The organism is Sphingobium sp. 3R8 (genome assembly GCF_020166615.1).
Taxonomy (GTDB): domain Bacteria; phylum Pseudomonadota; class Alphaproteobacteria; order Sphingomonadales; family Sphingomonadaceae; genus Sphingobium; species Sphingobium bisphenolicum.
Genome location: NZ_JAIQXR010000011.1, coordinates 18,298 through 30,980, shown reverse-complemented (window position 1 = coordinate 30,980; position 12,683 = coordinate 18,298). Strand labels below are relative to the sequence as shown.

The 12,683-nt window shown below is 65.0% G+C and carries 14 protein-coding genes; 11 read left to right on the top strand and 3 right to left on the bottom strand.

Going from position 1 to position 12,683, the window contains the following annotated elements; genetic code table 11:
* Nucleotides 1-7 precede the first annotated feature (7 nt).
* The 9 genes from K9B33_RS12010 to K9B33_RS11970 all read left to right on the top strand — a co-directional run bounded on the left by K9B33_RS12010 (nt 8) and on the right by K9B33_RS11970 (nt 7,184).
* Entirely contained in the window at nt 8-769 is a 762-nt protein-coding gene (locus K9B33_RS12010) for an SDR family NAD(P)-dependent oxidoreductase (RefSeq protein WP_224549030.1), read from the top strand.
* Nucleotides 762-2,084: a spinster family MFS transporter gene (locus tag K9B33_RS12005; protein WP_224549028.1), complete on the top strand. Its 1,323-nt coding sequence runs from the start codon at nt 762-764 to the stop codon at nt 2,082-2,084. Before K9B33_RS12010 ends, K9B33_RS12005 begins: the two co-directional genes overlap by 8 nt.
* Before the next feature lie 9 nt (nt 2,085-2,093).
* Entirely contained in the window at nt 2,094-2,573 is a 480-nt protein-coding gene (locus tag K9B33_RS12000; protein WP_224549026.1) for an Lrp/AsnC family transcriptional regulator, read from the top strand.
* On the top strand, nt 2,570-3,055 hold the full coding sequence (locus K9B33_RS11995) for an Lrp/AsnC family transcriptional regulator (RefSeq protein WP_224549024.1): 486 nt from the start codon (nt 2,570-2,572) through the stop codon (nt 3,053-3,055). Before K9B33_RS12000 ends, K9B33_RS11995 begins: the two co-directional genes overlap by 4 nt.
* Before the next feature lie 247 nt (nt 3,056-3,302).
* Nucleotides 3,303-4,361 (top strand): acyl-CoA dehydrogenase family protein, encoded by a 1,059-nt coding sequence (locus tag K9B33_RS11990; protein WP_224549023.1) that lies wholly within the window; start codon nt 3,303-3,305, stop codon nt 4,359-4,361.
* A complete protein-coding gene (locus tag K9B33_RS11985; protein ID WP_224549022.1) occupies nt 4,358-5,536 on the top strand; it encodes an acyl-CoA dehydrogenase family protein in 1,179 nt (392 codons plus the stop codon). The genes K9B33_RS11990 and K9B33_RS11985 overlap by 4 nt, the downstream gene beginning before the upstream one ends.
* 3 nt (nt 5,537-5,539) lie before the next feature.
* Complete coding sequence (locus tag K9B33_RS11980) at nt 5,540-5,965, top strand: PaaI family thioesterase (RefSeq protein ID WP_224549021.1); 426 nt, start codon at nt 5,540-5,542, stop codon at nt 5,963-5,965.
* Nucleotides 5,962-6,354, top strand: a complete 393-nt coding sequence (locus K9B33_RS11975; RefSeq protein WP_224549020.1) for a PaaI family thioesterase — start codon at nt 5,962-5,964, stop codon at nt 6,352-6,354. Before K9B33_RS11980 ends, K9B33_RS11975 begins: the two co-directional genes overlap by 4 nt.
* A complete protein-coding gene (locus K9B33_RS11970; RefSeq protein ID WP_224549019.1) occupies nt 6,351-7,184 on the top strand; it encodes an SDR family NAD(P)-dependent oxidoreductase in 834 nt (277 codons plus the stop codon). Before K9B33_RS11975 ends, K9B33_RS11970 begins: the two co-directional genes overlap by 4 nt.
* On the opposite strand, the gene K9B33_RS11965 is transcribed toward K9B33_RS11970, so the two are convergent.
* Genes K9B33_RS11965 through K9B33_RS11955 form a run of 3 tightly spaced genes read right to left on the bottom strand, consistent with a single transcriptional unit; the run spans nt 7,172 to nt 9,913 of the window.
* A complete protein-coding gene (locus K9B33_RS11965; RefSeq protein ID WP_224549018.1) occupies nt 7,172-8,347 on the bottom strand; it encodes a sulfotransferase family protein in 1,176 nt (391 codons plus the stop codon). The genes K9B33_RS11970 and K9B33_RS11965 overlap by 13 nt on opposite strands.
* 28 nt (nt 8,348-8,375) lie before the next feature.
* The gene (locus K9B33_RS11960; RefSeq protein WP_224549017.1) at nt 8,376-9,128 is read right to left on the bottom strand and encodes an SDR family NAD(P)-dependent oxidoreductase; all 753 of its coding nucleotides are present in this window, start codon (nt 9,126-9,128) and stop codon (nt 8,376-8,378) included.
* Nucleotides 9,125-9,913, bottom strand: a complete 789-nt coding sequence (locus tag K9B33_RS11955) for an SDR family oxidoreductase (RefSeq protein WP_224549016.1) — start codon at nt 9,911-9,913, stop codon at nt 9,125-9,127. The genes K9B33_RS11960 and K9B33_RS11955 overlap by 4 nt, the downstream gene beginning before the upstream one ends.
* A 239-nt stretch (nt 9,914-10,152) precedes the next feature.
* Here K9B33_RS11955 and K9B33_RS11950 point away from each other — a divergent pair, with 239 nt between their 5' ends.
* The gene (locus K9B33_RS11950; protein ID WP_224549015.1) at nt 10,153-11,232 is read left to right on the top strand and encodes a Rieske 2Fe-2S domain-containing protein; all 1,080 of its coding nucleotides are present in this window, start codon (nt 10,153-10,155) and stop codon (nt 11,230-11,232) included.
* Nucleotides 11,233-11,243: 11 nt separating this feature from the next.
* On the top strand, nt 11,244-12,107 hold the full coding sequence (locus K9B33_RS11945) for an SDR family NAD(P)-dependent oxidoreductase (protein ID WP_411974011.1): 864 nt from the start codon (nt 11,244-11,246) through the stop codon (nt 12,105-12,107).
* Nucleotides 12,108-12,683: the final 576 nt, after the last annotated feature.

Below are 12,683 nucleotides of genomic sequence, written 5' to 3'. Positions count from 1 at the left end.
GGAGATAATGATGCGCGGATTGGCGGGGAAAACAGGAATTGTTGCGGGCGGCGGACGTGGCATCGGCGCTGCGACGGCGCGGCGGCTGGCGGCCGAAGGCGCGTCGGTGGTGATCGGTGACATAGAGAGCGACTGGGCGGCGGAAACGGCCCGCGCCATCTGCGCGGACGGCGGCAAGGCGATCGGCGTGGCGCTCGACGGGACCAAAGCGACATCGCAGGCCGCTATCGTTCAAGCAGCGCTGGCCGAATTTGGCCGCCTCGATTTCTACCACAGTAATCTTGCGGGTGGGACAGAAGGCGATATCGACATACTTAATTGCAGCGAAGCGGTGCTTGACCGTTCCTTCGCCATCAACGCCAAGAGCCATTTCCTGGCGACGCAGGCCGCCCTGCCGATACTGATCGAACGCGGCGGCGGCACCATGATCTACACCTCTTCGGGCGCGGCGATTTCCGGCAACCCGTTGCAGGTCGCCTATCCCATGACCAAGAATGCGCTGCACGCGCTGGTACGTCATGTCGCGCGCAAATATGGCAAGCAGGGCATCCGCGCCAACGGCATCTGCCCCGGCGTCGTCCTGACCGAAGCGGTGGCCCAGCATCTGACCGACGATTATGTCGCATCGATGCTGGACAACCTGCCGCACCGGCGGCTGGGCCAGCCGGACGATATTGCCGGCGCGGTCGCCTTCCTCGCGTCCGACGACGGCGAATGGGTCAATGGCCAGCTCTGGCACGTCAATGGCGGGTCGCTGCTGCGTGACTGACGCCCCCGTCCAGAGAACATCCAATCCGTGGCTCGTCCTCGTAACGCTGCTGCTCATCTATATCGTCAACTATGCCGACCGCTATCTGATCACCGGGCTGATCGGGCCGATCAAGGCGGAGTTCGGCATCGGCGACGCCATGGTCGGCATGTTGATGGGGCCGGCCTTCGTCTTTCTCTATGTCGTCCTCGGCGTCCCGTTCGCGCGGCTGGCGGACCGCACTTCCCGCGTCCAGATCATCGCGGCGGGCTGCGTGCTGTGGAGCATCGCCACCATCGGCACCGGCCTTGCTGCCGGCCCGGTCGGCCTGACGCTGGCGCGGATCGCGGTGGGCGTGGGAGAGGCGGCGTTCGTCGCACCCGCCTATTCGCTGCTGTCGGATTATTTCCGGCCCGAACGGCGTGGCCTGGCGTTCGCGATCCTCGGCCTTGCCGCCTATATCGGCCAGATCGGCGGGCAGGCGGGCGGTCCGGCGATCGCCGCGCATCATGACTGGCGCATGGCCTTCTACAGCATCGGCGCTGTGGGCGTGCTGCTAGGCTTTGCCGCGCTCGCCGTGATCCGCGAGCCGCGCCGCGGTCCGGCCGGCGGCGCTGCACCGATTGACGCCGTGCCGTTCGGCCAGTTGATCCGCAGCCTGATCCGCAGCCCGGCCTATCTGTGCATGATGTTCGCTTTCGGCTTCGGTGTGCTGTCGGGCGTGTCCTTCGGCTATTGGGGCCCGGAACTGTTCACCCGCGGCTTCGCGCTTGATCCGGTGGCGGTGAAGATGACCTTCGCGCTCAATTTCGGCCTGTCCGGGCTGGTCGGCATGCTGCTCTTCGGCGCGCTGTCCGATCGCCTGGCGCGGCGCAGCATGGTCTGGCCCTCGCGCCTGTCCGCCTTGGCGCTGGGGGCGGCGACCTGCGCTATCATGGCGGCGACTTGGGCGGGCAGCTTCGACATGGCGCGCCTTGCCGCCATCCCGGCCGGACTTTTGGGGGGTGGTTGGTCTGTGGGCTTCATGGCGACCCTGCAATATATGCTGCCGCCGCGCATCCGCGCTGCATCGACCGCGCTGTTCCTCGCCGTCACGACCCTGCTCGGCTTCTTCGTCGGCCCTTGGGCGACGGGGGCGCTCAGCCAGATGCTGGGGCATGACGCCGCGGCGCTGCGCATGGCGCTGTCGTTCATCATCCCCTTCGGCTTCCTCTCCGCGCTGCTAGGCTGGGCCGCGGGCGCCCGCGTAGAGCGGGATCGGACGATGCTGCACCACGCGGTTTCGATTCGACCTGCCGACCCTTTGCTGGCAAGACCGGAGCAGGAAAGGGGATAGAGCAATCCTATGAGTGAGGTTTTCGCGTTTGACGAAACGGACCGCAAGATTGTCGAATATCTGCGACATAACGGCCGGGCGACCAACCAGCAGATCGCCGAGACCCTCAGTCTGATTGCGTCCACCGTATCCACCCGCATCCGGCGGATGGAGGATGCCGGGATGCTCCGCGTCGTCGCCGTCTCCGATTTCGCGGTCCATGGCTATCATGTCCTCATCCATCTGGCGGTGGAGGTCAGCGGCCGTCCCGCGCTCGACGTCGCCGAGGAACTGGCGTCCTTTCGTGAAGTTTTCGCCGCCCATCTGGTCACCGGCCGCTATGAGATCAGTCTGCTCCTGACCCTGCGGGACATGGACGAACTGTCGCCGCTCATCACCGACAAGCTGGCCAAGGTGCCCGGCGTGCGCGCCATGACCCCTGCGATCGGCCTCGACATCGTCAAATATGGCCTCGACACCGCCCCGATCGACAGCCGGAGGCTCGCATGAACCGGCCCGATCTCGACGATCTCGATCATCAGTTGATCGACATATTGGCGCAGGACGCGCGCGTCTCCAACCGCAAGATCGCGAGCGACCTGGGCGTCAATGAAGGCACGATCCGGGGCCGGATCAAGCGGTTGCAGCAGGATCGCCTGATCGCTTTTACCGCGCTCACCAGTCTCAAGCTGGAAAAGGCCACCAACATCGGTTTCGTAGCGGTCCAGGCCGAAGCCGGCCATGTCCGCCAGATCGCGCGCGACATCGCGCATATCCCGATGGTTCAGTCGGTCATGATCATGCTGGGGCCGTTCAACATCATGGCGACCTGTCTATACGACGATCTGGACAGGTTCCATACCGTAACGTCGGGGCAGATCCTTGCGATGGACGGCGTCTATCATATCGAAACCTCGCTCGCGGTCAGGACGGTAAAGTTCAGCAACCGTGTCGTGCGGATCACCGATGTTGCGGGCGCAAACGCCGACTAAAGCTGGCCACATCGATATTCGGAAATAATTATTTATAAAATTCCGCAAATAGCCGCTTGAAACCGGAATATGCATGATATAGCAGAATGTAGGGCGGAAGTTTTGGCGAATATTGCCAAGGCCCGCCAGCGATAGGAGCGGATGCGTCCGGCCCCAGAGGCGGCTCATCATCATGTCCGGTCATGCGCTGCAAGCAATGCGGCGTGTGCCGCCATGCTCCCCCACGGGATTTTGAGGGCGGCCTGCAATGGAATTCGCATTTACCGACGAACAGCAGATGATCGCGGAGACGGCGCGCGCCTTCTTCACGGAACATGCGACCAGCGCGCGCACGCGCCAGGCGATGGCGGGCGACGGCATCGATCGCGCGCTGTGGCGGGCCTTCTGCCAGGAACTGGGATTGTCGGGCATCGGGCTGCCGGAAAGCGCGGGCGGTGCAGGGCTGGGAATGGTCGAACTGGCGATCGTCGCGGAAGCGGCCGGTGCGCAGGTCGCGGCGCTACCCATGCTGGGCAGCCTGGTGCAGGCGGGGCAGGCGATCGCCGCCGGCGGCAGCGATGCCCAGCGCACGACATGGCTTCCCGCCCTGCTGTCGGGGGATCAGATAGCGGGGCATCTTGCTGACGGGACACTCAATGCCGCTGGTGACCGGTTGACCGGCGGTTCGCGCTTCGTCACCCATGGCGCCAGCGCTGACCTGTTTCTGGTCACGGACGGGCAACGGGCTTGGATCGTGCGTGCCGATGCGCCGGGCGTCGCCGTCACGGCCCAGACCAGCATGGACCAGACCCGCCCGATGGCCCATATCGTGCTGACCGACGCGCCGGGCGAACCGCTCCCCGATCCGGCTGCGGCGCTTATCGCCGCGCATCGCGCCGCCTGCATCGCCATTGCCGCCGAAGCCTTGGGCGGCGCGCAGGCGTGCCTTGACCGGACCGTCGCCTATGCGCAAGAGCGGGTGCAGTTCGGCCGCCAGATCGGTTCCTTCCAGGCCTATAAGCATCGCCTCGCCGACATGATGATCGAGATCGAGCAGGCCCGATCGGCCGTCTACTGGGCGGCCTGCGCGGTCGACGAGGGCGCGGACGACGCGCGCCTCGCGATCCATGCGGCCAAGAGCTTCGCCGCCGACACCTATTTCCGCTGCGCCGGGGACATGATCCAGCTCCATGGCGGCATCGGCTTCACCTGGGAACATGACGCGCATCTCTTCTTCAAGCGCGCCCGGTCGCTCCAGACGATGCTGGGCAATGGCAATGGGCACCGCGAGAAAATCGCCACGATGATCCTGGGAGAAGCAGCATGAAACTCGGTTTTTCTCCCGCTGACGAGTTGTTCCGGCAGGAATGCGCCGATTGGCTGAACGGCCAGATGGCTGGCGAATTTCGCGACATCAAGGGCGTCACGAAGCTGACCGGCAGCCCCGAACGGCGCAAGGAATGGGAACGGCAACTGGCCGCCCATCGCTGGTCCTGCATCGGATGGCCGGTCGAATGGGGCGGGCGCGACGCGACGCTGGCGCAACAGGTGATCTTCGCAGAAGAATATGCCCGCGCCGGCGTGCCGGGCCGGGTCAACCATATCGGCATCGAACTGGCCGGGCCGACGATCCTGACCTTCGGCACGCAGGAACAAAAGCAACGCTTCCTGCCCGACATCGCGGCAGGCAGGACCATTTTTTGCCAGGGCTTTTCCGAACCCAATGCGGGGTCGGACCTCGCCAGCGTGCGCACCAAGGCGCGGCTGGAGGGCGACGAATGGGTGGTCAACGGCCAGAAAATCTGGACCAGCCTGGCGCATATTTCCGACTGGATTTTCGTCATCACCCGCACCCGGGAGGGATCGCAGGGACCGAAAGGCCTGACCTTCCTGATGATGCCGATCGACCAGCCCGGCATCGACATACGCGGCATCCGCCAGATCAACGGCGATGCCGAGTTTAACGAGACCTTCTTCACCGATGCACGCTGTCCGGCGGACAGCCTGATCGGCGCGGAGGGCGACGGATGGCGCATTGCCATGGGGCTGCTCGCGTTCGAGCGTGGCGTTTCGACGCTGGGCCAGCAAATGGGCTTCCGCAACGAATTGGACGAGATCATCGCGGCCGCCAAGGCCAATGGCGCCGCCAATGACCCGCTCATCCGCCAGCGGATCGCCAAAGCGGAAATCGGCCTGCGTCTGATGCGCTATGGCGCGTTGCGGATGCTGTCGCAGACCGACCATAGCAAGATCGACGGCGCGGCGCTGACCTACAAGATCCAGTGGGCGAGTTGGCGGCGCAACCTTGGTGAACTGGCGATGGACGTTCTGGGCCAGGGCGGCGAGATCGGCGATCAGGCGGATTATGAGTGGGATACGCTGCCCAATCTGTTCCTCTTCTCGCGATCCGACACCATCTATGGCGGCACCAACCAGATTCAGCGCAACCTGATCGCGGAACGCGGTCTGGGCCTGCCCCGCGAACCCCGCGGAGCGGCCTGAGCGGTGGAGGAGGATGACCCGTTCGAGCGGCTGAAAAACCTGCCGCCGCGCGGGCATCACGCCCTGCTGGGCATCTACACCGTCGATAATGGGCCGGACTGGGCCGAGCTGGCCTGCCCCTTCGCCCCCGGCTTCCTGATCGATCCCGATGCCGGGTTGGTGGCGTCGGGGCCGGTCATATCGCTGGTCGATGCGACGGCGGGCGCGGCGATCATCGCACGGACCCGGCAATGGCGCGGCATGGCGACGCTGGACCTGCACATCGACTATCTGCGTCCCGCCAAGGCCGGGCAGACCCTGTATGCGCGTGCCACCTGCCATCATGTGACGCGCAAGGTCGCCTTCACCCGCTGCGACGTGCATGACGGCGATCCCGCCAGCCCGATCGCCTTCGCCACCGCCAGCTTCTTCTTCACGGATGCGCCATGATCGCCGACACGCCTTATGCGCGGATGCTGGGCATCGCCAGCATCGCCTCGGAACCGGGCACGGTCGGCCTGATGATGCCCGCTACGACGCAACTGGAAGGGCGGCAGGGCTTCCTTTATGGCGGCGTCATCGCCAGTCTGCTGGAACTGGCCTGTCTGGAGGCGATCACGCAGGAACGGGACAGCGATGGTCCCCGGCCCAAGCCGATCAACATCAGCTTCGACTTCCTGCGCGGCGGATTGATGGTCGAGACATTTGCGCAGGCGCGGCTCAGCCGGGTGGGGCGGCATGTCGTGAATGCCGATGCGATCTGCTGGCAGGCGGACCGGGACAGGCCGATCGCCACCGGCCGGATGCATTTGTTGCTGGATCAGGGGAGAGGTCGATGAAATTGCTGGAAGGTCGCGTCGCCATCGTGACCGGCGCCAGTCGCGGCATCGGCGCCGCCATCGCGCGCAGATTCGCGGCCGAAGGAGCCGCGGTCGCAATCGTCGCGCGCACCGTAGAGCCAGGCGGCCTCCTCGCGGGATCGCTGACGGAAACGGCGGAGCGTATCCGGTCTGCCGGCGACCAATGCCTGATGATCGCCGCCAATCTGGCCGACCCTGTCGACCGCGCCCGCATCGTGCCGGCAACGGTTGCGCATTTCGGCAGGCTCGACATTCTGGTCAACAACGCCGCCTGGTCGCGCTTCCTGCCGATCTGGGAAGCGCAATCCCGCCATGTCGATCTCGCCTTCCAGATGAATGTCCATGCCCCGCAAGCCTTGTCGCAGCAGGCCCTGCCGCATTTCCGGACGCAGGGCGAAGGCTGGATCTGCAACATCTCCAGCGCCACCGCTGACCGGCCACCGCCTGCGCCCTACGACCCCGACGATCGCTATGTCCGTTTCAACCGCGATGGCCATGCGACGCTCTATGGCACGACCAAGTCGGCGCTCGACCGGCTGACCGCCGGCTGGGCGGTGGAATTGTCGCGTGAGAAGATCGCGGTCAATGCGCTGGCTCCTGTCGGTGCGGTCGCCAGCGAAGGGGCGATGGCGATGGGCGGCTGGGATGCGCGCGACCATATCGAGCCGGTCGAGGCGATGGCGGAAGCCGCACTGCAGCTCTGCCATCGCCCCGCTGCCGAATGGACCGGGCATATCGTGCGTAGCCTGCCCCTGCTGGAACGGTTGCAGGTGCCGGTGCGCGGACTGGACGGGCTTCAGCCGATATAGCGCGTCCGATAGGCGGCGAAGGCGCGCTTGATCGCCTCTTCGTCCAGGCCGAAACGCTCCGGCGCATAATCGTGCGTCGGCCGTTGCTCGCGCTTGTTCCCCGCGAGAAACTCGTTCAGCACCGTTTCCATGCCGGCATCGACGGCGATGCCCATGCGTGACAACACCCGCTCGGCCTGCGCCAGCGGTTCGCGCGCGACCTGCCGGTAGTCGATGTCGATGAAGCGATGCTCGCCGATCCGCGCCCGCGCGGCCTCGAACCGCTGCATCCAGTCGACCAGCCGCGGGAACCAGAAGGCGCCGACCTCATGGTCGCTGACGGTCGCACTCAACTTGTAGAGCGCGGCCTGCATCGAGACATAGGATGGCACGGTCTGCACCGGATCGCGATGCGTCATGATGAGCAGGGCGTCGGGAAAGGCCGCCGCCGCGATCTCCGCATAGGGCAGGTTGGACGGGCTTTTGAGTATCCATTTCCGGCTGCGCCGGGCGGGGTCCTGCCATTGCAGATATTGCAGGATCGTCTTGAGGTCCGCATGGCCCTTTGACTGGTCATAACCGTTCAGCCACCCCGCGAAGTCCGGCACGAAGTTCATCGCCTCCACCATGGTGCTGACGAACATCTGGCCCAGGATCAGTATCTCCTCGTCCGGCGCGTCGGGATCGAGCGGATGGATCGACGCCAGTTCCGGCGCGACTTGCAGCCAGCCGTCGATCATCGCCTGCGCATAGGCGCGCCGCTCGACCGGATGGCCGCGTTCCTCGCCGGGGAAGGGCGCGAAATTCTGCGCTTCATACCAGCGGATGCCGGTCATTCCCGGCGCGCTGGCGAGCAGGCGCTGGAAAATGGTGCTGCCGGTGCGCGGCAGGCCCAATATGATGCCCGCGACCTCGACTTGTTCGTCCAATATTTCGGGATGGCGCCTGATGTCCTCCACCATACGTAGCCGGCTGGTCAGGCCCTTGACGATCGATTCGGTTTGCGCGGCATGGCCGTCGGCGGTCAGGCGCCCTTCGCGGTTGGACGCGGCGATCAACTGGTCCATCGGCTCCAGGAACCACAGGTCGCCAAAGTCCGCCAGCTGTGCCCGGTCGCGCGCCCGCTGCAACAGCGTCTCGCGGTCGAGAGGCGGCGTAGCAATATCTTCGGGTTGCGTGGCCATTTCCGTCTTCTCCTGACTCATCTTGGGTTTAGCCGGCGGTCTGGCCGCCATCGACGGCCAGCGCCGTGCCGGTGATTCGTTTCGCCTCGTGCGACGCAAGGAAGGCGACGGCATCGGCAATATCCTCCGGGTCGCACAGCGCGCCGTCGTCCAGCCAGGGCGCGGCGCGCATCACCATCGACCAGTCGATGTCCGCACGGGACGCCTGCGCGACCATCGGCGTCTTGACCCCGGTGGGGCAGACGGCGTTGACCCGCACGCCTTCCTTCGAAAATTCCAGCGCCAGCGCCTTGGTCAGGCCGATAACGCCATGTTTCGACGCGCTATAGGCCGCGTTGAACGGCACGCCGACCAGGCCCGCCGCCGACGCCATGTTGACGATCGTCCCGCGCCGCTCGACCAGATGCGGCATCGCCGCGCGCGCCATATGATAGACGCCGCTCAAATTGATCGCGATCACCCGGTCCCAGCGGCCTTCGTCCACGTCCGCCAGCCGGCCGAAATCCAATATGCCGGCGATATTGCACAGCACGTCCAGCCCGCCGTTCAGCGCCACCGCCCGGTCGACCATCGCCCGGCAGGACGCTGCATCCGCGACATCGAGTGCGACAGCAGTAGCCGCGTTGCCGATGTCATGCGCGGCCGCTTCCAATCCCTCGACATTGCGGTCGCCGATCACCACCTGCGCGCCCTCCGCCGCCAGCCGCTTGGCGACCGCCAGGCCGATCCCGGACGCCGCCCCGGTCACGATCGCGGACTTGCCGGCAAAGCGCGGGGTCACGGCGCCATCCAGTGGCCGCCATTGACGTCGAGCGTCGCGCCGCTGACGACCCGCGCATAGTCGGAAATCATCATCAGCACCGCGCGCGCGCAATCGTCCTCCGGCGGAATGATGCCGATCGGGATGTCGCGCGTGATCCCCGCGACCACTGCGTCGCGCGCTTGCCCCGCATCGACCTGCGTCTGGATATGCTGCTCCACCGGTGCGCCATGGATCCAGCCCATGCGGCAGGTATTGACCCGGATGCCGACGCGGCCAAGGTCGCTCGCCATATATTTGGTCAGCGTATTGAGCGCGCCCTTCGCCACCGCATAACCCATCTCCATGCCATGCTCGCCGCCAAAGGGGCGCACCGTCGCCATGGTGGACACGTTCACCACCGCGCCGCCGTCGCGCAAATAGGGGGTGCAGGCCTGCGTCAGCCGCAGCGCGCCGAGACAATTGACGTCGAACGCCTTGGCCATGTCGGCGGGATCGGCATTGGCGATGAAGCTCCAGTCGCCATGATAATAAGCGCTGTTTACCAGCCCATCGACACGGCCGCCAAAGGCCGCTGCGGCGCGTTCGGCCAGCGCGGTGCACTGGGCCGCGTCGGCGACGTCGCAGGCGACGGCGATGGCCTGGCCACCGTCAGCCACGATGTCGGCGCGAACCTGCTCCAGGAACGCCGCGTTGCGGGCCGCAAGTATGACGCTGGCGCCTTCGGCCGCTGCGATCCGTGCGAGCGCCTGCCCCATGCCAGGGCCTACGCCACTGACGATCACCACCTTGTCTTGCAGCAGCATCTCTCTCTCCTTTTCCTGCCGGGTCCGCGGGGTTCTCGCCCGTTCGGTTGTCGCAGGGCATTCCCCTGTCGGGTTGACGCAGGACATATCCGGCAATTATATCCGCAATCAATAACTATATTGAATTTATAATTGTACTTTGCGTAGAATGATTGCGGATATGGCGACGATGACGCGCCATTCGCTATGGCGCGCGGGGACCATCCGTGCTACAGGATGCGGAGCGAGAGGATATATATATGGCTACGTCGTCGGATTATCGTCTGGGTGAATATGACTTCCCACGCGGCTGGTTCATGATCGGCGAAAGCGCGGAGGCGTCATCGACGCCCAGCGCGATCCGCTATTTCGGGCAGGATCTGGTCCTGTATCGCGGGCAAAGCGGCCAGCCCTATGTGGTGGAGGCCTATTGCCCGCATATGGGCGCGCATCTGGCGAAGAACACGACCAGCTATATCGTGCGCGACGGCGAGCAGGTGGAGGGCGAATCGATCCGCTGCCCTTTCCACGGCTGGCGCTACGGCCCCGATGGCCAGTGCAACCATATCCCCTATTCCGACTTCGTGCCCAAGGCGGCGAAGCTTAAAAGCTTTCCGGTGATCGAGCGCGCGGGCATATTGTGGCTATGGCATGATCCCGAAGGGCTGGAGCCCGATTTCGATCTGCCTGACTTTGGCGGCCATTGGGACCAGCCCGGCTGGGTCCATTGGAAGGTCGACTATATGGGCGACCTCGACATCCACCCGATCGAAGTGGTCGACAATATGGCCGACTATGGCCATTTCGTCCCGATCCATGGCGCCAAGGACTTCGTCTACTTCGCCAATGAGTTCAAGGACCATGTCGTTCATCAATATTATGCCGCCGGACATCGGACATTGACACTCAATCCCGAGGACGTGCTGACCCTCGATACCTGGTATGCCGGTCCGTCGATCCTGCAGTCGGAGATGGAGGGCGCGTTCAACAGCTTCATCATGATCACCCATACCCCGATCGAGGATGGCAGGATCCGCGTCTGGCACGGGCTGATGGTGCAGGTGAATGACGGCTCCACGCCGATCACCGACGATCTGCGCGCCGCCGCGCTGGAATATCAGGAGGGCAGCCGCCTGGCCTTCGCGCAGGATGTCGAAATCTGGCAGAACAAGCGCGCCTGCCTCAACCCGTTGGTGGTTCCCAATGACGGCCCTTATGGCAAGGTCCGTCTCTGGTACAAGCAATTCTACAACCCGCGCGACCAGGCGCCGGACGCGCATAAGCGTACCAACGGCCTCTATGTGACGCTCGACAAGCGCAAGTCCAGCGCCGCGGCCTGAAGGAGAGCATGATGAGACGGAGTGAACGTCCGGTGGCGATCGTCACCGGCGCCAGCCGGGGCGCGGGCCGCGGGATCGCAGTGGCATTGGGGGGAGCGGGCTATCGCGTGTATGTGACCGGCCGCACCGTGCGCGACGGGCAGGCGCCCTTGCCCGGCACGATCGGCGCGACGGCTGCGCAGGTGGATGCGGCCGGGGGCGAGGGCAGGGCGGTGCAGGTCGATCATGGCGATGCCGCCGCGATCGCCGCGCTTTTCGATCGCGTCGCGCAGGAAAGCGGCCGCCTCGACATCCTCGTCAACAACGTCGCGGCGCTGCACGACGACCTCGTAAAGCCTGGCCCTTTCTGGGAGAAATCGACCGATCTGGTCGGCATTCTCGATGTCGGGCTGCGTTCCCATTATCTGGCGAGCTGGCACGCGGCGCGGATGATGGTGCCGGCGAACAGCGGACTGATCGCCTTCACCTCCTCCTTCGGCTCGGTCTGCTATATGCATGGCGCGGCCTATGGCGCGCAGAAGGCGGGTGTGGACAAATTCGCCGCCGACATGGGCGTGGATTTCCGCGACACCGGCGTCACCGCGGTCGCGCTATGGATGGGACCGCTGCTGACCGAGCGCAGCGCCCAGACCCTGTCCGATCATCCAGACCAATATGCAAAATTCATGGCGGACGCTGAAACGCCCGAGTTTAACGGGCGGGTGATTGCGGCGATCCATGATGATCCGGACCGCGATGCACTCAACGGCCAGACCTTCATTACCGCCGAAATCGCCGCGCGCTACGGTATCACCGAAAGCGGCGGGCGTGCCCCGCCATCCTATCGGGCGATGCTGGGCGATCCGCGCATAGCCCATCCCGCGATCGTCGCCTGACCGGCGCGGTCATGGAGATCGCGACCCGGCCCGCGCGTCATCCGCTTCACCATGCGTGACTCGCCCAGTTTCCTGCTTGCCTGCGCCACTGGCGTGTTTTTGATGATCCTGCTCCAGAGGCTTGCAGCGGGCTAGGCGCTTGATCCCGATGGGCAATGGTATGGGGCGGTTTACATCGATCCGACGCCTGCAGATGCGGGCGACATAAATTCCAGCAGCAAATAGCGCCGCGGCGCCATGGCCAGTCCTTCCGCTCGAAAGGTGAGGATGGGGTGATGAGTGGCCTCGCCCCATTGGGGCATCGCCGACGCGCGCCCGCTTGCGCTGCCTTGGGCCTGTCGTCAGGTGGGGCCGGACCATCGGGCGAGAATCGTTAAGCTATGTTCGATCCGCAGCAGGGTCTGGCCGCGGACGCGGTCGAGCGGAAGCGGCTATCGGATCCGTCGCAACGCCATCTCGCTGGACAGGCATCTGATGCTTTTGCCCTTGCACTCCGCCGTGAAGCCGGCGCAGCCCCCGACGACTCCTCTCCATGCAACCTAATTTATATTTGTTTTCTAAGGCATGTGGTTATGC